This window comes from Streptomyces sp. NPDC021100, assembly GCF_044333095.1.
Classification (GTDB): domain Bacteria; phylum Actinomycetota; class Actinomycetes; order Streptomycetales; family Streptomycetaceae; genus Streptomyces.
In genome coordinates this window covers 17910-38010 of record NZ_JBIRQH010000018.1, presented here as the reverse complement: position 1 = coordinate 38010, position 20101 = coordinate 17910, and the positions used below count along the sequence as shown (strand labels likewise).

The window sequence follows — 20101 nt, the reverse complement described above, 5'->3', positions numbered from 1 at the left end:
ACGGGATCGGGCCCTCACGCCTCCGGATCGCCCCACTCCCCGACGCTCAACTCGTCGCCGACGGACAGCGTTCCGGGCCGGAGGACGGAGAACTTGGCGCCGAACACGACGCCGCCCGCCGCCGCCCGGCGGTAGCCGGCGAGGGTGCGGAGGGGTTCCGGGCCGGCCTTCGTCCCGCTCTCCTGGGCGACCATGGTGACCGCGCAGCGCACGGCGAGCTTGGTGTAGGCCAGTTCGGCGTCGCCGATGGCGAAGCGGCGCAGCCGGTCCTCGGTGTGCGGCTCGTCCCAGCCGTCGACGACGATGTTGGGGCGGAAGCGGTTCACGGGGAGCGGCTCCGCGCCGCGCTCGGCCAGCTTCGCGTCGAGCAGGGCGAGGCTGGAGCGGGAGAGCAGGTGGACGGCGGAGCTGTCGGCCCAGCCGGAGGTGCCCGGGGTGAGCCCGTCGGTGACGCGGTCGTGTTCCGGTGGCACCCTGACCAGCCGGCTGGGCGCGCCGAGCACGTCGCTCAGCCAGGCGGCGGCCTCCGGCCCCTGGTCGACGGCCCGGTAGGGCAGGCCGAACATCTCGACGCCGCACCGGGGCCCGGTGGTGTCCACCTCGACGACGACCTCGCCGGCGCCGGGCGCCCACAGGGTGAGCAGCGCGCCGTCGGCGCCGACCTCGGGGCGGACGGTCGCGAGGAGCGGGTCCTTGCGCTGGCTGCGGAACACCCCCTCGTCGTCGACGACCATGAACGTCCGGTCGTGCGCGAGCCCCGCGGGTGTCAGGACCGCCTGCCCGAGGACGGTCCCGGCGCAGCCCTTGACCGGGTAGGACGCCAGGGCGACGACGGTGGCTGCCGCCGTCGTGGGGGCTGTCGGGGGAACTGTCGTGGGGGCTGTCATGAGTGCCTGTCCTACGTTTTATGGGCGGGCTCGGAAAAGACCGCACCCCGGGCCGTGGTCCGGCCCGGGGTGCGGAGGTGGTGGGTCCGTCGGCCTGTTACTTGGCGGCGGCGGCCTTCGGCGCCGGGACGGCGTGCGGGGTGCACGTGACGTCCTTGGCGTCGACCTTGCCGGTGAGCAGGTAGGTGTCGACCCGGTTGTTGATGCAGGGGTTGACGAGCCCGGTGACGCCGTGCGAGCCGGCGCCCTTCTCCGTGATCAGACGGGAGCCCTGGAAGCGCTTGTGCAGCTCGACCGCGCCGACGTAGGGGGTGGCGGCGTCGCGGGTGGACTGCACGATGAGGGTCTGCGGCAGGCCCTTGTAGGTCTTGACCTCGAGGGGCGTGCCCTGCGGGCCCTTCCAGGTGGCGCAGGGGAGGTTCATCCAGGCGTTGGCCCAGGTCATGAAGGGGGCCTGGCGGTGGATGCGGGTGTTGTCGCGGTCCCACTTCTTCCAGCTGGTGGGCCACTTGGCGTCGGCGCACTCGACGGCCGTGTAGACGGCGTTGCCGTTCTCGGCGGAGACGGCACCGGCGAGGTCCGGACCGGCGGCCTCGACGAGGGCCTTGGTGTCACCGGCGCGGTACTTGGCCCAGGTGTCGGCGACCGGGATCCACGAGGAGTCGTAGTACGCGGCGCTCTGGAAGAAGTTGATGAGCTCGGCCGGGCCGACGACCCCGCCGATCGGCTTCTTCTTCGCCTCGGCGCGCAGCTTCAGCCACTGGGCGTGCACCTTGGCCTGGCTGTTGCCGATGTGGAAGACGGAGTCGTACTTGGCGACCCACTGCTCCCAGTCCTTGAAGCGGCCCTCGAAGGCGACGTCCTGCTCGAGGTTGGCGTCGTACCAGATGTTGCTGGTGTCCGGGTTGACGACGCTGTCCACGATCATGCGGCGGACGTGGCCCGGGAACAGCGTGCCGTAGACGGCGCCGAGGTAGGTGCCGTAGGAGACGCCCAGGTAGTTGAGCTTCTTCTCGCCCAGGGCGGCGCGCACGACGTCGAGGTCGCGGGCGGTGTTCATCGTCGTCATGTACGGCAGCATCTTGCCGCTGCGCTTGGCGCAGCCGTCCGCGTACTGCTTGGCGAGCTTGCGCTGCGCCAGCTTGTCCGCCTCGCTGCCCGGCACCGGGTCGGCCTTGGGGGCGGCGACGAACTGCTTGGGGTCGACGCAGGAGATCGGGGCGGACTTGCCCACACCGCGCGGGTCGAAGCCGACGAAGTCGTAGGCCTTGGCGACCTTGGTGTAGATGGGGTTCTTCGTCGTGACCTTGCGCGGGAACTTCAGGCCGGAACCGCCCGGGCCGCCCGGGTTGTAGACCAGCGAGCCCTGGCGCTCCTTGGCGGTGCCGGTGGAGTGGACGCGGTCCACGGCGATCTTGATCGTCGGGCCGTTCGGCTTGGCGTAGTCGACCGGAACGGTCACCCAACCGCACTGGATGGGCTTCTCCAGGCCCCAGGTGGCGGGACAGTCCTGCCACTTGATGCCCGTCTTCGCCGCCTTCGCGGCGGCGGCCTGCACGCCCTTGGCCTCGGCGGCGCCGCCGGGCACGCGCTCGGTGGCGCCGGCCGACGGAGCGGCCAGGAAGCCCGCGACGAGGGCGCCGGTCATCACGGTGCCGGTGGCCGCGCCGAGTATCGCTTTAGGTCTCACGTGGGAATCCCCCTGCTGGGAACGCCGTCCTCGGATCGGGACGGCGATGATCACAGAGCTGCACCAGGGATGATTCCGTCTCCCGTACCAAGATGGACAGGTTGTTCGGGTGAATCTTTACTAATCCGTAAGGATGACGTCATGCCGGATGCCTCCTGAGGCGTCCTTCGTCACCCTCGTGCGTCAGCGCCCTTTCCGCCGTGCGCAGGAGCGCGCGCAGCCGGAGGGCGTCCGACGCCACGGCGCTCACCACGACGGCCGGGCCGGCGAGCGGCATGGTCGCGGCCACGGCCCCCTCGGCCGTGTGCGGCGGCGTCACCGGCGGCGGCGCGTCACCGAAGGCCGGGTCGACGGCGAGGAGCTGCCCCACCGCCCGGTGACCGCCGAGGACCGCGCCGCCGTCCCAGCCGGGCGCCCCCGGCCCGTAGGCCAGCTCCTGGTCGTAGAGCGGGCGGCCGGCGCGGTGGACCGTCAGCCGGGTGGTGAGCCGGCCGGCCGGCTCGCCCGCGCGGCCGAGCACCTGCTCCTCGCGGAACAGCAGCCGGGCCGTGGGGGCGAGTTCGACGCGGGTCGTCGTCCGCAGGTGGCTGCCCGCGGCGGAGATCAGCGGCTCGGGGAGCCAGTGCAGCGTCGCACCGTCCCCGACGGTGATCCGGATGTCGTACGCGGCCGGGGCGCCCGTCCGGCCGGGCAGGGCGAGGGTGGCGGCCGTGGTGGTGAAGCGGAGCGCGGCGCCGGGCTCGACGGCCGCGGTCAGCGTCAGCCGGTCGCCGCCGAGCGGCGCGCTCATCGCGCCGACCAGCGCGACGTGCGCCACCGGGCCGCGCCGGCCGGTCCTGCGGAGCGCGAACGGCGCCTCGCCGGCCAGGACGGGGAGCGCCGTGCCACCGCGGCCGTCCGGGGCCGCGACGAAGCGGGCGGCGGCCCGGACGGCGGCCGCCGGCGGCCGCGGCCCGGCGACTTGGGCGGTGGTCATGCCCGGCGCCATGCGGCGAGCCGCTCGCGCACCCAGTCCCGCACCGGCGCGACGCCGCCCTCGGTGGCGAGCGACGTGAACGCCACCGGCAGGTCCCCGCGTTGGGCCTTGGCGTCGCGCGCCATGCCGTCGAGGTCGACGCCGACGTACGGCGCGAGGTCCGTCTTGTTGACGACGAGGAGATCCGCGCCGGTGATGCCCGGGCCGCCCTTGCGGGGGATGTCGTCGCCGCCCGCCACGTCGATCACGAAGATCTGCGCGTCCACGAGGCCCTTGGAGAAGGTGGCGGTGAGGTTGTCGCCGCCCGACTCGACGAGGACGAGGTCGAGGGGACCTTCGACGGTGTCCTCGAGGTCCTCGATGGCCTCGAGGTTGGCCGAGATGTCGTCCCGGATCGCGGTGTGCGGGCAGGCGCCCGTCTCCACGGCCGTGATGCGCTCCGGCGGCAGGACGGCGTTGCGGAGGAGGAACTCGGCGTCCTCGCGGGTGTAGATGTCGTTGGTCACGACCGCGATCGAGAGTTCGTCACGGAGGGCTCGGCAGAGGGCGGCGACGGTTGCCGTCTTGCCGGTGCCTACGGGACCGCCGAGGCCGATGCGAAGCGCTCGGCGCGAGCCGTCCGCGCGGAGGGCGGGTTGGGTTGAGTAGGTGTGGCGGTGGGGGTAGGGGGTGGTGGGGTGGTCGAGGTGCATGTGGGGTCTCCCTTAGGTGGGTGGTTACGGTCTTTTGGGGTGCCCCGGCCCCTCCTCCAGAGGGGGCGCCCCCATTCACCGCTTCTTGCGGGGGCTCCGCCCCGCACCCCCGGGACGGGCTCTTCAGCCCGTCCGGCGTTTGAGGACAACCGCGCGGAGCGCGGTATTCGGGGGTCTGGGGGCTTGGCCCCCAGGAAACGGCGAAAGGGCGGGACCGGGGCACCCCCTACGAAGCGAACAGCCGCACCGGCCACCCCGCATGCACCTCCGCCATCACATCCAGCAGCGGCGCCGAAGCAGCCGGCAACACATCCGCCCCCTCCTCCAAGACCCGCACCCCCACCGCCGCGGCCCCCGCCGCGACAGCGTCAAGCTCCGGCGCCAGCCGCGCCAGGACGGCCGTCGCGTCAAACGGGTCGAGGCCGAGGAGGCGCACAACAGCCGTGGCGGGCCCACCGATCGCCTCGTACCCGGCCGCATACGCGGCGGCCCCCGCCCCCAGCCCCGCCGCACGAGCGGTGACGCCGAGGACGACGGGCTGGTGGGCGCCGCGCGGCCGGGCCGCGGCGAGGGCGTCGAGGGCGGGCGAGGGCCAGGCCGCCCGCGCGGCGCGCATCAGCTGCCGGCCGAGGCGGCGGACGGTGGCGCGCAGGGCCGGGGACGGCGTCCGCGCGTCGGCGGCCTCGTCGAGCGCGAGCGGGTCCGCACCCGCGGCGGCCGCGGCGGCCAGGGCGGCGGCGGTCAGCCCGGCGGTGTGCAGCCGGCCGCGGCAGAACTCCTCCAGGTCGGCCGCGTCCCGGATGCGGCCCGCCGCGACGGCCGCCTCCGCTCCGCCGGAGTGCGCGTGGCCGCCCGCGGGGAACCGCCCGTCGGCGAGGACGAGCAGCGGGCCGAGGGCGGTGGTGTCGAAGCCCGTCATCAGAAGAGGAAGTAGCGCTGGGCCATCGGGAGTTCCGCCACCGGGCTCGGCTCCACCGGATCGCCGTCGACGGTGACGGTGAAGGTGTCCGGGTCGACCTCGACACGCGGCCGGGCGTCGTTCTCGCGCATGTCCGCCTTGGTGACGCCCCGGGTGTCGCGGATGGGCAGGAAGCGCTTGCCGAGGCCGAGGCGTTCGGGGAGGCCGTCGTCGAGGGCCCACTGGGTGACGAAGTTGAGGGAGGTGGCGGCGGGGGCGCGGCCCACCGCCCCGAACATCGGCCGGGGCAGCACCGGTTGCGGCGTGGGGATGGAGGCGTTGGCGTCACCCATCTGCGCCCAGGCGATCTGCCCGCCCTTGAGGACGAGCAGCGGCCGGACGCCGAAGAACGCCGGTTCCCACAGCACCAGGTCGGCGAGTTTGCCCTCCTCGACCGAGCCGATCTCGTGGTCGAGGCCCTGGGCCACGGCCGGGTTGATCGTGTACTTGGCGACGTAGCGGCGGGCCCGCCGGTTGTCGGCCGGGCCGTCGCCGGGCAGCGGGCCGCGCCGGGCCTTCATCACGTGAGCCGTCTGCCAGGTGCGCAGCACGGTCTCCCCGATCCGGCCCATGGCCTGGGAGTCGGAGGAGACGATGGAGATGGCGCCGAGGTCGTGGAGGACGTCCTCGGCGGCGATGGTGCCGGGGCGGATGCGGGACTCGGCGAAGGCCAGGTCCTCGGGGACGGCGGGGTTGAGGTGGTGACAGACCATCAGCATGTCGAGGTGTTCCTCGACGGTGTTGACGGTGTGCGGCCGGGTGGGGTTGGTGGAGCTGGGCAGGACGTTGGGTTCGGAGACGACGGTGATGATGTCGGGCGCGTGTCCGCCGCCCGCACCCTCGGTGTGGTAGGCGTGGATGGAGCGCCCGGCGATGGCGGCGAGGGTATCGCCGACGAACCCGGCCTCGTTGAGGGTGTCGGTGTGGATGGCGAGCTGGGCGCCGCTCTCCTCGCACACGGAGAGGCAGGCGTCGATGACGGCGGGGGTCGCCCCCCAGTCCTCGTGGATCTTGAATCCGACGGCCCCGCCGCGCAGTTGGGCGCGCATGGCGTCGTACGAGACGGTGTTGCCCTTGCCCAGCAGCCCGATGTTGACGGGGTACGCCTCCATCGCCTCGAACATCCGGGCGAGGTGCCAGGCGCCGGGGGTGACGGTGGTGGCCTTGCTGCCCTCCGCCGGGCCGGTGCCGCCGCCGACGAGGGTGGTGACCCCGGTGGCGAGGGCGGTCTCGGCGGCCTGCGGGCAGATGAAGTGGACGTGGGCGTCGACGGCTCCGGCGGTGAGGATGCGCCCGTTGCCCGAGATGATCTCGGTCTCGGGGCCGATCACCAGGTCGGGGTGGACGCCGTCCATGGTGTCGGGGTTGCCCGCCTTGCCGACGCCGGTGATCCGGCCGTCGCGGATCCCCACGTCGGCCTTGACGACGCCCCAGTGGTCGAGGACCACCGCACCCGTGATGACGGTGTCGGGGGCACCCTCGGCCCGGGTCGCCCGGGACTGGCCCATGGACTCGCGGATGACCTTGCCGCCGCCGAACACCGCCTCGTCGCCCGCCCGTCCGGGCCCGCCGCAGCGGTCCTCCTCCACCTCGATCAGGAGGCTGGTGTCGGCGAGGCGGATGCGGTCGCCGGTGGTGGGACCGTAGAGGGCGGCGTACGCGGCCCGGTCGAGCCGGGGCGGTCCGGGGACCGTCGCATCAGCCATCGAGCTGGCCCCCGCAGGCGCCGCGCAGCCCCGGGACGATCCGCTTGCCGGCCAGGGGGACGAGGTCCACCTCCACCGGGATGCCCGGTTCGAAGCGGACGGCGGTGCCGGCCGGGATGTCGAGCCGTTTGCCGTGGGCGGCGGCCCGGTCGAAGTCCAGGCCCGGGTTGGCCTCGGCGAAGTGGTAGTGCGAGCCCACCTGCACGGGCCGGTCGGCGGCGTTGAGCACGGTGATCCGGGTGCGGTGCAGGCCTTCGTTGAGGCGGACGGGCTCGTCCGCGTGGAAGACCTGACCGGGTATCAGGGCGTCGACGGTCATGGGGTTCCCCCTCGTCAGGCTATGGGCTCGTGGACGGTGACGAGCTTGGTCCCGTCCGGGAAGGTGGCCTCGACCTGGACGTCGGGGATCATCTCGGGGATGCCGGGCATGACCTCGTCCCGGGTGAGCACCTTCCGTCCGGACGCCATGAGTTCGGCCACCGTCCGGCCGTCGCGGGCGCCCTCCAGGACGTGCGCGGTGATGAGGGCGACGGCCTCGGGGTGGTTGAGGAGCAGTCCGCGGGCCCGGCGCTTCTCGGCCACGTCGGCGGCCACATGGATCAGCAGCCGCTCCTGCTCGTGCGGGGTCAGTCGCACAGGTCCCACCTCACTGTCGTCCGAACGCAGCGGGACGTTACCCCAGTTCAGCACGGTGCCGACGGGCGCGAACCCGCCCGGGGGCCGGTGATTGCAACTTACTGCGCAAGCTTTTCCACCGTGTTAACCGACGCTTTGCGGCGCCATGACGAAAGGAGTCGGTCAGCACCCGGACTCAGTCGATCACCTTGATCTTCTTCATGGTCGGCTGGGAGATGACCCGGGCGACGCCGGGAATGCCGATGATCTTCTTCGTCTGGAACGCCTCGTAGGCGGCGTAGTCGGCGACCAGCACCCGCAGGTAGTAGTCGGGCGTGCCGAACGCGCGGCGTCCCGCTGTCCGTCCTCGCCGGCACCCTCGTCCATGTGCTGCTCGCCGGCACGTTTTTCGGCTGATCCGAGTACGACCGCCACCGGGGCGCCGGGCTGCCCCTCAGCGCCGGGAGCCACTCCCCGGGTCGCGGTACTCGGCCGCGATCCCGAACCGGCCGGGTTCGCCGGGAGCGGACGGAAGGTTCCGCACCGTCGAGACGGTGCTGATCACCGGCTCGTCCGCGGCCCGCTCGTCCGCCTCCGCCTCCGCTTCCGCCTCGCGCCGCTCCAGCCGCTCCAGGTCGGCGGCGGACACCAGGGCGACCAGGGGCTTCCCGTGGCGCGTCACGACGACCCGCTCGCCGCCGTAGACGACGCGGTTGATCAGCTCCGCCAGCTCGGCTCGGGCTTGCGTCACAGGAATCTCGTAGGCCATGACCCCATTCTATCGGTACGTACGTCCTGTACATTTTTTACAGACGGCGTCGCGATCAGGACCGGCGGGCCGTCCACCGCAGCACGCCCGCGTCGACCACGCCCTGGAGGCCAGCCGTGATCCCGTACACGTCCCGCCACGTCCTGCCGGAGTTCACCGAGCGCACCACCGACGGCCGCCGCACGCTCGATCCCTACGCGAAACTCCTGTCGGAGCGGATCGTCATGCTGGGCACGGAGGTCGACGACACCGCCGCCACGGACGTGATCGCCCAGCTGATGCACCTGGAGCACGCGGCGCCCGACCGGGACGTCTCGCTCTACATCAACTCCCCCGGCGGCTCCTTCGCCGCCCTGTGCGCCGTGCACGACACCCTGCGCTACATCGCCTGCGACATCGAGACCGTCTGCCTGGGCCAGGCCGGTCCGGCCGCCGCCCTGCTGCTCGCCGCCGGCACCCCGGGCAAGCGGGCGGTGCTGCCGCACGCCCGGGTGCTCATCGGCCCGCCCTCCCTGCCGGAGCCGGTCCGCGGCACCCCCTCCGACCTGGTGATCCACGCCGAGGAGCTGCTGCGCCGGCGGTCCACGCAGGCGGAGTTGCTGGCTCGGTACACCGGACGGGACGTCGAGCGGATTCTGGCCGACACCGACCGGGACACGGTCTTCGACGCCCCGGCGGCGGTGGCCTACGGCCTGGCCGACCGGGTCGTCGAGAACCGCGCCGCCTGGCCGACGCAGCCGGCCGGGCGGTGACGGAGGTGAAAGACGGAGCGGACGGGACGAACGAGGCGCGCGGCATCTGGCCCGACTGGCCGCCACTGCCCGCCCTGACCCGCGCCGAGGGCGAGGTGGTGGACCGGTACCTCGAAGTACTGGATCTCCTCGGCAGGATCAATCCCGCGCGGGTACAGGGCACGTACGGAGGGCTACGAGCCGCGCAGGCTCTGGTGGTCGCGAGTACGGGACTGCGGGACGCCCTCACGGTCATGTTCGAACGCGGTGAACGGGAGGTGTACACGGGGACAATGGCACGCGCGTTGCGCGCCCTCGACGGAGAGCGCCGTGCGCGCCGGGTGATGTTGCCGCCGCCATCCGCGAGTTGAGAAGCGGAAACGCTTTTCAACAGGATTCCTCCAGACAGCGGACGCGATCGTAGACGCGCTGCGGTGATCACTCTCAGCGGCGCGCGCACTCCGCGCTCGAGTGATCCGTAACCGGCGCAGGTGGCGGCCTCAGCACGGCCTTCCCATGAGGGTCAAACCGCCCTGCGTCCACCTGAATTGCCCACAGGTGACGAGGCTCACATAACCGGGGTTCCGCTCGGAAAGCCGGCCGCCCCTGCGCCAAGATCCTCGGGACGACAAGCCCCCGCCACACGGCGGGGCGGTCCCGGCGGACGCCGAACCCTGCCGCCGCCGGGGCGGGTCGACGAGGAGTGCATCGGCAGGGATGGAGGACCCGAGCACGGCGGGACGGCTCCCCGGAGCCGCCCCTTGGGGTGAAGCCGCCCAGGCGGCCGGGCATTCTTCGCCTGCCCGAACCCGACAGGCAATCCTTCACAGGCGGCTGACGAAGGGTATGCGCATGGGCGCGCACAAACGTCCCGCAAGGCTGTCCAAAGCCAAGGCCGCATCGGCCCTGACCCTGGCCGCCGTCGGCGTCTCGTTCCTGACGCCGGGCGGCACCTCCAAGGCGGAGGCGGCATCCGTCTCGGTCAGGGCACTGCAGATCGCCGCATCCAAGCAGGGCTCGCCCTACCAGTGGGGCGCCACGGGCCCATACCGCTTCGACTGCTCGGGGCTGACCCTCTACTCCTTCAAGCGGGCCGGCAAGCAGCTGCCCCGCACCGCCGCTGCCCAGTACAACCGCACCCGCCACATCCCCCGGTCCGCCCGTGAAGAGGGCGACCTGGTCTTCTTCCACTCCGGGCGGGGCGTCTACCACGTCGGGATATACGCCGGGGGCGGCAAGATGTGGCACGCCCCCAAGACCGGTTCCGTCGTCCGCCTGGAGCGGATCTGGACGAACAGCGTCTGGTACGGCCGGGTGACCTGAGCCGGGTGATCCGGCCCGGGCGTCCCGAGCCGAGCGACCCGAGACCGCCGGTCGGGCGGGGGACCCCCGCCGTCACCGCACCGGCACGGTCCACGGAAGGCGGATCCACACCGTCTTGCCGCCCTCGGCGGTCGGTGTCACACAGAACCGGCCGCCGCGCTCGGCGGCGAGCCAGCGGACGATCACCAACCCCCGCCCGTTGTCCTGCTGGACCGCGGCGGGCAGCCGGCGGGGGTGACGGGGATGGCTGTCGGTGACCCCGATACGCAGCTCTTCGTCCCGTTCGAGCAGCACATCCACGGTGAAGGTGGGGGACTGGCCGCGGGTGTGCTGCACGGCGTTGGTGGCCAGCTCGGAGACGATCAGCCGCACCGCCTCTGCGATCTCCGTACCGTCCGGCAGACCCCATCCCGCCAGGACGGACGCGACATAGCGGCGGGCCGTGGACACCGAGGCGGGGGCGCTCGGCAGAGTGACGGACGCTTCCTGGAGATCTGCCATGTCACTGACCCTTTCCGCCGGGTTTCATCCGGTTCCACCCGGTCCCACCAGGGCGGGCTCCCGGGGCGGTGCGTGCGGGCACGCGGGGTGAACAGGACCGGTCGGGAGAGGCCCACGGGCGGCTCTTCACGTCAGAGTGCCACTGATAACGCCCGTGATGGGTGCGATCCACCGAGATGTGCATATATCTGTCGCTCAAAGCGGTGAACTCTGCGCCGGCAGACCGTAGGTGAGCGGATCGATGGTCTATTGACTCAGAGGGACGCGCAGCCCCAGGGGTACGCCTGGCCTCAGGAGCACGCGCCGACTCAGGGGTACGCAGGCGAGGACGTACGGCACGCCCGCCCGTACGACGCACGAGGGGAGGGACGGCCGTTGCGGTACGGACCGGCGGTACGCCGCCGCAAACTCGGTGCCGAACTGCGCCGCCAGCGCGAACTGACCGGCATGACCAGCCGGCAGGCCGCCGACGCGGTCGGCTGGCACCAGTCGAAGGTGAGCCGCATCGAGACCGGCAGCAGCGGCGCCAAGCCGGCCGACGTCACCCGGCTGCTGGACGCCTACCGGGTCTCGGACCCCGAACTCCGGGCCCTGCTCGGTGCCTTGTGCGGCGCGGACTCCACGGGCCCGGGCGACGGCGGTTCCGGGTCGCGGCGCGGCTGGTGGTACGCGTACCGCGATCTGCTGCCTTCCGCCTACCTGGACTTCATCAGCCTGGAGTCGGAGGCCTCGCGCTCGCGCACCCTGGAGACCACCGTGGTGCCCGGCCTGCTCCAGACCCCGGCGTACGCCCGGGCGGTGACCCGGGCCGCGCTGGGCGACCCGCCCGAGCGGCAGGTCGATGAGCTCGTCCGGGTGCGCATGGCACGGCAGTCGGTGCTGCGCCGGGCCCGGCCGCTGGAGCTGTGCGCGATCCTGGACGAGGCGGTGCTGCGGCACGAGGTGGGCGGTCCCGAGGTGATGGCGGGGCAGTTGGGGCACTTGCTGGAGACGGGTCTCCTGCCTCATGTGCGGCTGCACGTCCTCCCGTTCACCCGGGGCAACCACATCGGTATCACCGGGCCTTTCGTTATCTTCTCCTTTCCGCGCATCGCCGATCTGGACGTGGTGGTTCTCGACCATTTGACGAGTAGCCTCTATCTGGAGCGGAAAGAAGACCTCAGGGCGTACGGCGCCGCGTTCACCACGCTCCGGGCGCACGCCCTCTCGCACGAAGAGTCCCTGGAGTACATCGCCGAGGTCGCGGCGGGCCGCGACCGCACACGGTGATCCGCCCCGGACCCACGGGGTGCCCGACCACACGAGGACGCGCAGGGAGGCGCCATGTCCGCACCGTCGCGGTACGTACCTTCTCGTCCGGTTCCGCGTGCGGCCGAGTGGCGGCACAGCAGCCACAGCACCGGGATGAACAACTGCGTCGAGGCCGCCGTCCTGGCCGGCGGCGGCCTCGCCGTGCGCGACTCCAAGCGGCCGGCGGGGCCGTGGATGACGGTCGGGGCCGCCGCCTGGAGGCCGTTCGTCACACTGCTGCGCACGCCGGCGGGTGAGGCGCGCTGCGGCCGGTCCCTCCCGTGCCCCTCCCCTTAGAGTCCCTTTAGAGTCCCGTTGAAGCCCCGTTAAAGCCCCCGCTCCGGCCGGAGCCCGCGTGCTGCCGCCGGGGCGGTCCGGACGATCGTCGCGACCGCCCGTTCGACCTCGTGGTCCGAGAGGTCGGCGCGGGCGGTCAGCCGCAGCCGGGAGACGCCGTCCGGCACGGAGGGCGGGCGGAAGCAGCCCACCGCGAGCCCCTCCGCCCGGCAGGCGGCCTGCCAGCGCACGGCCGCCTCCGGTGTGGGGGCGCGGACCGAGACCACGGCCGCGTCAGGGCGTACGGCGGTGAACCCGGCCTCCGTCAGCCGCCGGTGCAGCCCGCCGGCCACCGCGCGGACCCGGGTCACCCGGTCCGGCTCCCGGCGCAGTACGTCCAGGGCCGCCAGGGCCGCCCCGGCGGCGGCGGGCGCGAGCCCGGTGTCGAAGACGAAGGTGCGGGCGGTGTTGACGAGGTGGGTGATGACGCGCGCGGGGCCGAGCACCGCGCCACCCTGGGCGCCCAGCGACTTGGAGAGGGTGACGGTGGCCACCACGTCCGCGGCCCCGGCCAGTCCGGCGGCGTACGGCGCGCCGCGGCCCCCCTCCCCCAGGACGCCGAGCCCGTGCGCGTCGTCCACCAGCAGCCCCGCGCCGCGCTCCCGGCACACCCGTGCCAGGCCGGCGAGCGGCGCGGCGTCGCCGTCGACGGAGAACACGGAGTCGGTGACCACCAGGGCCCGGCCCGGGTGGGCGGTCAGGGCCTTGCGGACGGCGGCCGGGTCGGCGTGCGGGACGACGGCCTTCCGGGCGCGGGCGAGCCGGCAGCCGTCGATCAGCGAGGCGTGGTTGCCCTCGTCGGAGACCAGCAGCGACGGGGTGCCCGCCGGGTCCGGGGGCGCGGCGAGGGCGGTGACGGCGGCCAGGTTGGCGGCGTACCCGGAGGAGAGGACGAGCGCTGCCTCGAAGCCGCAGAACTCGGCGAGGCTCCGTTCGAGTTCGGCGTGCAGCTCGGTGCTGCCGCTGACCAGGCGGGAGCCGGTGGCGCCGGCGCCCCAGCGGTGGGCCGCCGCGGCGGCGGCCCGGGTGACGCGCGGATGGCGGCACAGGCCCAGGTAGTCGTTGCCGGCGAGGTCGGTGGTGGAGGTGTCGCCCGAGGGACGGGCGGGACGGGGGCGCAGGGTGCGGACGAGGCCCGCGTCGCGGCGCGCCCGGTGCTGTTCGTCGATCCACTCGAAAACACTGAAGACGCTGTCGGGGCTGTGGGCGCTGTCGTGGGGCATCGGCCGTCCCGGCTCCTGTGCGGTCCCTGGTTGGGGGTGTCTGCTACGGGTGTGCGCACCGCGCCGGTCCGGGTGCCGCCTAAGGGGATCCACAGGGGGATCCGTAGGGGATCTACAGGGGATTCCGCAGGGGATTCTGTGGGGTTCACATAAATCCTCAGGGAATCCATGACCCGGGCCGAGTACGGCCGATCCTCAAACTAGCCTTTTCCGCGCATGATCAGCATGTCGTGATCCACCCAGCTTGGAGACGCGGTGTTGTGAGATCCCTACCTTGGCCCGGAGTGCTCCGGTGGGACAGGATCACTGGCCATGGACCTGATCGACACCTTGGTGGAGAAGGGGCTGCGGCGCGAGTCGCCGACCCGCGACGAGGCGCTGGCCGTGCTGGCGACCTCCGACGACGAGTTGCTGGACGTGGTGGCCGGGGCGGGCCGGGTGCGCCGGAAGTGGTTCGGGCGGCGGGTGAAGCTCAACTACCTCGTCAACCTGAAGTCCGGACTGTGCCCCGAGGACTGCTCGTACTGCTCCCAGCGGCTGGGCTCGGAGGCCGGGATCCTCAAGTACACCTGGCTGAAGCCCGAGGAGGCGTCGAAGGCGGCGTCGGCGGGCGTCGCGGGCGGCGCCAAGCGCGTCTGCCTGGTGGCCAGCGGGCGCGGTCCGACGGACCGGGACATCGACCGGGTCTCGCGGACCATCGAGGCGATCAAGGAGGAGAACGAGCAGGTCGAGGTGTGCGCCTGCCTCGGGCTGCTCTCCGAGGGCCAGGCGGAGCGGCTCCGCGCGGCGGGCGTCAACGCCTACAACCACAACCTCAACACCTCCGAGGCCACGTACGGCGACATCACCACCACCCACACCTACGCGGACCGCGAGGAGACCGTGCGGCTGGCGCAGGGCGCCGGCCTGTCGGCCTGCTCGGGGCTGATCGCGGGCATGGGCGAGCGCGACGAGGACCTGGTGGACGTCGTGTTCGCGCTGCGCGCGATGGACGTGGACTCGGTGCCGGTCAACTTCCTCATCCCGTTCGAGGGCACCCCGCTGGCCGAGGAGTGGAACCTCACGCCGCAGCGGGCGCTGCGCATCCTGGCGATGGTCCGTTTCGTCCACCCGGACGCGGAGGTGCGGCTGGCCGGCGGCCGCGAGATCCACCTGCGCAGCCTCCAGCCGCTGGCCCTGCACCTGGTCAACTCCATCTTCCTGGGCGACTACCTGACGAGTGAGGGCCAGGAGGGCAAGGCCGACCTCGACATGATCGCGGACGCGGGCTTCGAGGTGGAGGGCATGGGCACGACGACGCTGCCCGCGCACCGGGCGCGGAAGGAGGGGTGCGGCGGCGGAAGTTGCGGGCCGTGCGGGGACTCCGGGACCGCGGAGGCCGCCGAGCCGGCCGAATCCGCGACCGACGAGCCGGGCGCGGCCCGTACGGACCTGGTCGCGGTACGCCGCCGGGGTGCGGGAACGGACCTGCCGCCCAATGCCTGAACCGCTCCTCCGCCCCGGGACGGAACCCCTCACTCCGCGCCGCCTCCTGGAACTGGACCGGCAGCACGTCTGGCATCCGTACGCCCCGATGCCCGGCCGCCGGGACCCTCTGGTCGTCGCGTCGGCGTCGGGCGTCCGGCTGCGGCTGGCGGAGCCGGCGCACGGCGTGTCCGAGCTGGTGGACGGCATGTCGTCCTGGTGGTCGGCGCTGCACGGCTACAACCACCCGGTGCTCAACGAGGCCGCGCGGGCGCAGCTGGACCGGATGAGCCATGTGATGTTCGGCGGGCTCACCCACGAGCCCGCCGTCCGGCTGGCCGCCCGGCTGGTGGAGATCACGCCGGAGGGCCTGGAGCACGTCTTCCTCGCCGACTCGGGTTCGGTGTCGGTCGAGGTGGCCGTCAAGATGTGCCTGCAGTACTGGCGTTCGTCCGGCCGCCCGGAGAAGCGGCGGCTGCTCACCTGGCGCGGCGGCTACCACGGCGACACCTGGACGCCGATGTCCGTCTGCGACCCGGACGGCGGCATGCACAGCCTCTGGTCCGGCGTGCTGCCGGAGCAGGTGTTCGCGGACGCGCCGCCGCCCGGCTTCGACGCCGAACCCGACCCGGCGTACGAGGCGCATCTGCGGGAGCTGGTGGAGCGGCACGCGCACGAGGTGGCCGCGGTGATCGTCGAGCCGGTGGTGCAGAACGCGGGCGGGATGCGCTTCCACTCCCCCGCCTATCTGCGGCTGCTGCGCCGGCTCTGCGACGAGCACGACGTGCTGCTGGTCTTCGACGAGATCGCCACCGGTTTCGGCCGCACGGGCGCGCTGTTCGCGGCGGACCACGCGGGCGTCACCCCCGACGTGCTCTGTCTGGGCAAGGCGCTGACGGGCGGCTATCTGACGATGGCGGCGGCGCTGTGCACCCCGCGGGTGGCCGACGGGATCTCGCGGGGCGAGGTGCCGGTGCTCGCCCACGGCCCCACGTTCATGGGCAACCCGCTGGCGGCGGCCGTCGCCTGCGCGTCGGTCGACCTGCTGCTGGGCCAGGACTGGCAGGCGGAGGTCAAACGCGTCGAGACCGGCCTGCGGAACGGCCTGGCCGAGGCCGCCGAGGTGCCGGGGGTACGGGACGTCCGCGTCCTGGGCGCCATCGGCGTCGTCCAACTGGACGCGCCGCTCGACGCGGCGGGGATGGCGGCGGCGACGGAGGCGGCGGTACGCGCGGGCGTCTGGCTGCGGCCGTTCGGCGACCTCGTCTACACGATGCCGCCGTTCGTCACCGGTGACGAGGACCTGGCCCGGATCTGCCGCGCGGTACACGCGGCGGCGGCGGCGACGGCCACGGCCACGGCGGAAGGGAAGCGGACATGACGATACTGATCGTCTCGGGCACGGGCACCGAGCTCGGCAAGACCATGACGACGGCGGCGATCGCCGCGGTCGCCCTGGCGGAGGGCCGCTCGGTGGCCGTCCTCAAGCCCGCCCAGACGGGCGTCGCGGCGGACGAACCGGGCGACGTGGCCGAGGTCCGCCGCCTCGCCGGCCCGGTCACCGGCCTCGAACTGGCCCGCTACCCCGAGCCGTTGGCCCCCGCGACGGCGGCCCGCCGCGCCGGCCTGCCCCCCGTCCGCCCGGCGGACGTCGCCACGGCGGCGGAGAAGCTCGCCGCCGACCACGACCTGGTCCTCGTCGAGGGCGCGGGCGGCCTCCTCGTCCGCCTGGACGACGAGGCCGGCACCCTCGCCGACGCGGCCCGGCTGCTCCGGGCCCCCGTCCTGGTGGTGGCCGCGCCCGGCCTCGGCACGCTGAACGTCACCGCGCTCACGGCGGAGGCCCTGCGCTCGCGCGGCCTGACCTGCGCGGGCGTCGTCATCGGCAGCTGGCCGGCGGAGCCGGACCTGGCGATGCGCTGCAACGTCACCGACTTCCCGGAGTCGGCGGGCGCGCCCCTGGTCGGCGCCCTGCCCGCCGGGGCGGGGGCCCTCGCGCCGGCCGATTTCCGCGCCCGCGCGGGAGGTTGGCTGGGGCCGGAGCTTTCCGGGACGTGGTCGCCGGGGGCGCTGGGGTGAGTTGGCCCCGGTCCCGCCCTTTCACCGTTTCTTGCGGGGGCGCTGCCCCCGCACCCCCGAAACCGCGCTCCGCGCGGTTGTCCTCAAACGCCGGACGGCTATATAGCCCGTCCGGCGTTTGAGGACGAGCGGCGAAGCTGCGAAAAGCGGGGTCTGGGGTGGCAGCCCCAGGAAACTGGGGGCACCTCCCAGCGGTAGCTGGGGGAGAAAGGGCGGGGCCCGGGCTCACCACCCCCCGTACGGGGAACAATCGCGTTAGCCGACGTGTCCCCGGAAAGGGGTGTGCCATGCCGCCGCTTCACCGTTCCAGGTCACCGCGCGACCCCGGCCCCGTCCACCACCCCCTCTTCGCCCGTTTCTACGCGCGCACCGCCCCCGCGCTGGAGGTGCGGAGCGGAATGGCCGCGCACCGGCGGGAGTTGCTGGCCGGGCTGGCCGGGCGGGTGATCGAGATCGGGGCCGGGCCGGGGCTGAACTTCTCTTACTACCCGGACGCCGTGTCGGAGGTGGTGGCGGTCGAGCCGGAGCAGCGGTTGCGGCGGGCGGCGGTGGAGGCGGCGGTGCGGGCCGGGGTGCCGGTGGACGTCGTCCCGGCGGCGGCGGAGGCGCTGCCGGTGAAGAGCGAGGCGTTCGACGCGGCCGTGGTCTGCCTGGTGCTGTGCTCGGTGCGGGACGTGCCGAGGGCGCTCGGCGAGCTGCGGCGGGTGCTGCGCCCGGGCGCCGAGGTCCGCTTCTTCGAGCACGGGCGCGCGGAGGAACGGACGTTCGCCGCCGTCCAGCGCGTGGCCGACCGCACCCTGTGGCCCCGGCTGTTCGGCGGCTGCCGGACGAGCCGGGATCCGCTGCGCGCCCTCGCCGCGGCCGGGTTCGCCGTCCGCTCCCCGCGGCGGGTGCGGGTGCCGGCGACGGGGCTGCGGCTGCCGTCGTCCTCGTGCGTCACGGGAGTCGCGGTCCGCCCGGACTGAGCGGCCGTCAGCCGCCGTCGGGCCCGCGCAACGCCGCCTCCACCAGGCCCCTGACGTGCGCGCGCGGCACCTCGCCGCCCGCGACCAGCCGGTCGAAGACCAGGCCGTCGACACAGGCGAGCAGGGTGACGGTGCGCTCCTCGGGGTCCGGGACGCCGCGGGCCACCAGGAAGTCCCGTACGGCGTCCCGGGCCGGGTTCTCCCGGGGCGCGAGGACTTCCCGCAGTGCGGGGTCGCGCACGCTTTCGACAGCGCAGGCGTAGCGGGCCAGGGTTCGCCGGCGGCCGGGACCGGTGAGGCGGAGTTCGGTGAACGCGACGAGGCCGGAGGTCAGTTCGTCGGCGTCCCGGGGCACCGGGAAGGCCGCGCCGAGCGTCCGCAGCTCGGTCTGGTCGACGTCGACGAGCCGCCGGACGAGGGCGTCGAGCAGGGACCGGCGGGTGCGGAAGTACGCGGAGGTGGTGCCGGGCGGGAGGTCCGCCGCCCGGTCGACGGCGCGATGGGTGAGCCCGCGCATGCCCTCGTCGGCCAGGACGTCGAGGGCGGCGTCGGCGATGAGGGTGCGTCGTTCGGTGGCCACACCCCCCTTTCTATCGCAGGTGAGGCTCTGGCCTATGATCCCGGCACAGGGATGTTCTACAGGTGTAGAAGACCCGGTGTGAGCGCGACGTGGGAAGGGGCCTGGCATGGGCAGCAGCGCGGTGATCGTCGGCGGGGGCATCGGGGGCCTGGCGGCCGCCCTGGGGCTGCGCCGGATCGGCTGGGAGGTGACAGTCGTCGAACGCGCCCCCGTCCTGGGCGACGCGGGCGCGGGCATCTCCCTGGGCGCCAACGGCGTCCGCGCCCTCGACGAACTCGGCGTCGGCGAGGCGCTCCGCGCCGCGTCCCGCTTCCAGTACACGGGCGGGACGCGCACCCCCGACGGCCGCTGGCTGGCCCGGATGGACGGCGCGGCCCTGGAGCGGGAGCTGGGCACGCCGATCGTCGGCATCCCCCGGTCCACGCTGCACGGGATCCTGCGCGCCGCGCTCCCGCCGGGGGCGCTGGTGACGGGGGCGGAGGTGACGGAGGTAGACCGGTCGGACCCGTCCGGCGCCCGGGTCCGCTGGGGCGACGAGGAGCGTACGGCGGACGTGGTCGTGGCCGCCGACGGCGTCGGCAGCCGGCTGCGCCGCGCGCTGTTCCCCTCCCACCCGGGCCCCGCGTACAGCGGCTCGACGGTACTGCGGGCGATCACCGAGCGCCCGCTGGACCTCCGCACCGACTTCGAACTGACATGGGGGCGGGGCGCGGAGTTCGGGCACATCGCGTTCGCCGACGGCCGCGCCGAGTGGCACGCGGTCCTCAACGCGCCGCTCGGGCTCCGCCCCGCCGATCCGCTGGGCGCGCTCCGCCGCCGCTTCGGCGACTGGCACGCCCCGATCCCGGAGCTGCTGGCCGCCACCCGCCCTGAGGACGTCCTGCACCACGACATCCACGAGCTGGCGACCCCGCTCCCCTCGTTCGTCGCCGGCCGAGTGGCCGTCCTTGGCGACGCCGCCCACGCGATGACCCCGTTCCTGGGCCAGGGCGCCTGCCAGGCACTGGAGGACGCGGTCACCCTGGCCGCCGCCCTGGCCGCCGAGCCGTCGGTCGCGTCCGGGCTGGCCCGTTACGACGCCGAGCGGCGCCCCCGCAGCCAGGCCGTCGCCCGCGCCGCCCGGCAGGCCGGACGCATGGGCCCGCGACTGGACCGGCCGCTCGCGATCACCCTCCGGAACACGGCGTTCCGACTGGCCCCGTCCGGCATGGCGGTCCAGGCGGTCCTGCGCCACGCCAGATGGACGCCGCCCCGGCTGGGCTGAGCCGCCCCACCGCCGCTTTGCCTTTCCTTTACCATGGGTGGTCACGGTTCCC

23 protein-coding genes are annotated in these 20101 nt (G+C 73.6%); 10 read left to right on the top strand and 13 right to left on the bottom strand.

From position 1 onward, the window contains the following. Positions 1-14: 14 nt before the first annotated feature. The 10 genes from ACH4PU_RS27295 to ACH4PU_RS27250 form a co-directional block, all read right to left on the bottom strand. A complete protein-coding gene (locus tag ACH4PU_RS27295; RefSeq protein ID WP_398277351.1) occupies positions 15-887 on the bottom strand; it encodes an MOSC domain-containing protein in 873 nt (290 codons plus the stop codon). 97 nt (positions 888-984) lie between these two features. Further along, entirely contained in the window at positions 985-2535 is a 1551-nt protein-coding gene (locus ACH4PU_RS27290) for an alpha/beta hydrolase (RefSeq protein WP_398277719.1), read from the bottom strand. 181 nt (positions 2536-2716) lie between these two features. Continuing rightward, positions 2717-3553 (bottom strand): urease accessory protein UreD, encoded by an 837-nt coding sequence (locus ACH4PU_RS27285; RefSeq protein ID WP_398277348.1) that lies wholly within the window; start codon positions 3551-3553, stop codon positions 2717-2719. After that, complete coding sequence (gene ureG, locus ACH4PU_RS27280; protein ID WP_398277345.1) at positions 3550-4245, bottom strand: urease accessory protein UreG; 696 nt, start codon at positions 4243-4245, stop codon at positions 3550-3552. Before ureG ends, ACH4PU_RS27285 begins: the two co-directional genes overlap by 4 nt. A 226-nt stretch (positions 4246-4471) precedes the next feature. Next, complete coding sequence (locus ACH4PU_RS27275; protein WP_398277342.1) at positions 4472-5164, bottom strand: urease accessory protein UreF; 693 nt, start codon at positions 5162-5164, stop codon at positions 4472-4474. Continuing rightward, positions 5164-6909 carry an urease subunit alpha gene (locus ACH4PU_RS27270; protein ID WP_398277339.1) on the bottom strand — a complete coding sequence of 582 codons (1746 nt, stop codon included), beginning with the start codon at positions 6907-6909 and terminating at the stop codon, positions 5164-5166. The genes ACH4PU_RS27275 and ACH4PU_RS27270 overlap by 1 nt, the downstream gene beginning before the upstream one ends. Further along, a complete protein-coding gene (locus tag ACH4PU_RS27265) occupies positions 6902-7213 on the bottom strand; it encodes an urease subunit beta (protein ID WP_185942993.1) in 312 nt (103 codons plus the stop codon). Before ACH4PU_RS27265 ends, ACH4PU_RS27270 begins: the two co-directional genes overlap by 8 nt. Before the next feature lie 29 nt (positions 7214-7242). Continuing rightward, a complete protein-coding gene (locus tag ACH4PU_RS27260) occupies positions 7243-7545 on the bottom strand; it encodes an urease subunit gamma (RefSeq protein ID WP_004946319.1) in 303 nt (100 codons plus the stop codon). Between the two features lie 175 nt (positions 7546-7720). Next, positions 7721-7942, bottom strand: a complete 222-nt coding sequence (locus tag ACH4PU_RS27255) for an Lrp/AsnC ligand binding domain-containing protein (protein ID WP_398277715.1) — start codon at positions 7940-7942, stop codon at positions 7721-7723. Between the two features lie 36 nt (positions 7943-7978). After that, positions 7979-8293: a type II toxin-antitoxin system Phd/YefM family antitoxin gene (locus ACH4PU_RS27250; RefSeq protein ID WP_398277336.1), complete on the bottom strand. Its 315-nt coding sequence runs from the start codon at positions 8291-8293 to the stop codon at positions 7979-7981. Positions 8294-8409: 116 nt separating this feature from the next. On the opposite strand from ACH4PU_RS27250, the gene ACH4PU_RS27245 reads away from it, so the two are divergent. The 3 genes from ACH4PU_RS27245 to ACH4PU_RS27235 all read left to right on the top strand — a co-directional run bounded on the left by ACH4PU_RS27245 (position 8410) and on the right by ACH4PU_RS27235 (position 10347). Next, positions 8410-9045 carry an ATP-dependent Clp protease proteolytic subunit gene (locus ACH4PU_RS27245; RefSeq protein ID WP_398277333.1) on the top strand — a complete coding sequence of 212 codons (636 nt, stop codon included), beginning with the start codon at positions 8410-8412 and terminating at the stop codon, positions 9043-9045. Between the two features lie 5 nt (positions 9046-9050). Beyond that, entirely contained in the window at positions 9051-9395 is a 345-nt protein-coding gene (locus ACH4PU_RS27240; protein WP_398277330.1) for a hypothetical protein, read from the top strand. 481 nt (positions 9396-9876) lie between these two features. After that, on the top strand, positions 9877-10347 hold the full coding sequence (locus ACH4PU_RS27235; RefSeq protein WP_185942970.1) for a C40 family peptidase: 471 nt from the start codon (positions 9877-9879) through the stop codon (positions 10345-10347). A 72-nt stretch (positions 10348-10419) separates the two neighbouring features. On the opposite strand, the gene ACH4PU_RS27230 is transcribed toward ACH4PU_RS27235, so the two are convergent. After that, positions 10420-10848: an ATP-binding protein gene (locus ACH4PU_RS27230; protein WP_004946364.1), complete on the bottom strand. Its 429-nt coding sequence runs from the start codon at positions 10846-10848 to the stop codon at positions 10420-10422. A 375-nt stretch (positions 10849-11223) separates the two neighbouring features. On the opposite strand from ACH4PU_RS27230, the gene ACH4PU_RS27225 reads away from it, so the two are divergent. Together ACH4PU_RS27225 and ACH4PU_RS27220 are read left to right on the top strand one after the other, a co-directional pair. Further along, positions 11224-12117, top strand: coding sequence for a helix-turn-helix domain-containing protein (locus ACH4PU_RS27225; RefSeq protein ID WP_398277325.1), 894 nt, complete (start codon positions 11224-11226; stop codon positions 12115-12117). A gap of 54 nt (positions 12118-12171) precedes the next feature. Then, positions 12172-12435 (top strand): DUF397 domain-containing protein, encoded by a 264-nt coding sequence (locus ACH4PU_RS27220; RefSeq protein WP_398277322.1) that lies wholly within the window; start codon positions 12172-12174, stop codon positions 12433-12435. Positions 12436-12464: 29 nt separating this feature from the next. Here the strand turns inward: ACH4PU_RS27220 and ACH4PU_RS27215 are convergent, their stop codons facing one another. Beyond that, positions 12465-13697, bottom strand: coding sequence for an 8-amino-7-oxononanoate synthase (locus ACH4PU_RS27215; RefSeq protein WP_398277319.1), 1233 nt, complete (start codon positions 13695-13697; stop codon positions 12465-12467). Positions 13698-14009: 312 nt separating this feature from the next. Here ACH4PU_RS27215 and bioB point away from each other — a divergent pair, with 312 nt between their 5' ends. From bioB to ACH4PU_RS27195, 4 genes are all read left to right on the top strand, one after another. Continuing rightward, entirely contained in the window at positions 14010-15182 is a 1173-nt protein-coding gene (gene bioB, locus ACH4PU_RS27210) for a biotin synthase BioB (protein WP_398277316.1), read from the top strand. Further along, positions 15175-16542, top strand: a complete 1368-nt coding sequence (locus ACH4PU_RS27205; RefSeq protein ID WP_398277313.1) for an adenosylmethionine--8-amino-7-oxononanoate transaminase — start codon at positions 15175-15177, stop codon at positions 16540-16542. The genes bioB and ACH4PU_RS27205 overlap by 8 nt, the downstream gene beginning before the upstream one ends. Then, positions 16539-17240, top strand: a complete 702-nt coding sequence (bioD, locus tag ACH4PU_RS27200) for a dethiobiotin synthase (protein WP_398277310.1) — start codon at positions 16539-16541, stop codon at positions 17238-17240. The genes ACH4PU_RS27205 and bioD overlap by 4 nt, the downstream gene beginning before the upstream one ends. A 287-nt stretch (positions 17241-17527) precedes the next feature. Beyond that, positions 17528-18205 (top strand): class I SAM-dependent methyltransferase, encoded by a 678-nt coding sequence (locus tag ACH4PU_RS27195; protein WP_398277307.1) that lies wholly within the window; start codon positions 17528-17530, stop codon positions 18203-18205. A 7-nt stretch (positions 18206-18212) separates the two neighbouring features. Here ACH4PU_RS27195 and ACH4PU_RS27190 read toward each other — a convergent pair whose 3' ends face one another. Further along, positions 18213-18785 carry a TetR/AcrR family transcriptional regulator gene (locus ACH4PU_RS27190; protein WP_398277304.1) on the bottom strand — a complete coding sequence of 191 codons (573 nt, stop codon included), beginning with the start codon at positions 18783-18785 and terminating at the stop codon, positions 18213-18215. A gap of 106 nt (positions 18786-18891) precedes the next feature. Here ACH4PU_RS27190 and ACH4PU_RS27185 point away from each other — a divergent pair, with 106 nt between their 5' ends. Next, positions 18892-20049, top strand: coding sequence for an FAD-dependent monooxygenase (locus tag ACH4PU_RS27185; protein ID WP_398277301.1), 1158 nt, complete (start codon positions 18892-18894; stop codon positions 20047-20049). Positions 20050-20101 lie beyond the last annotated feature (52 nt).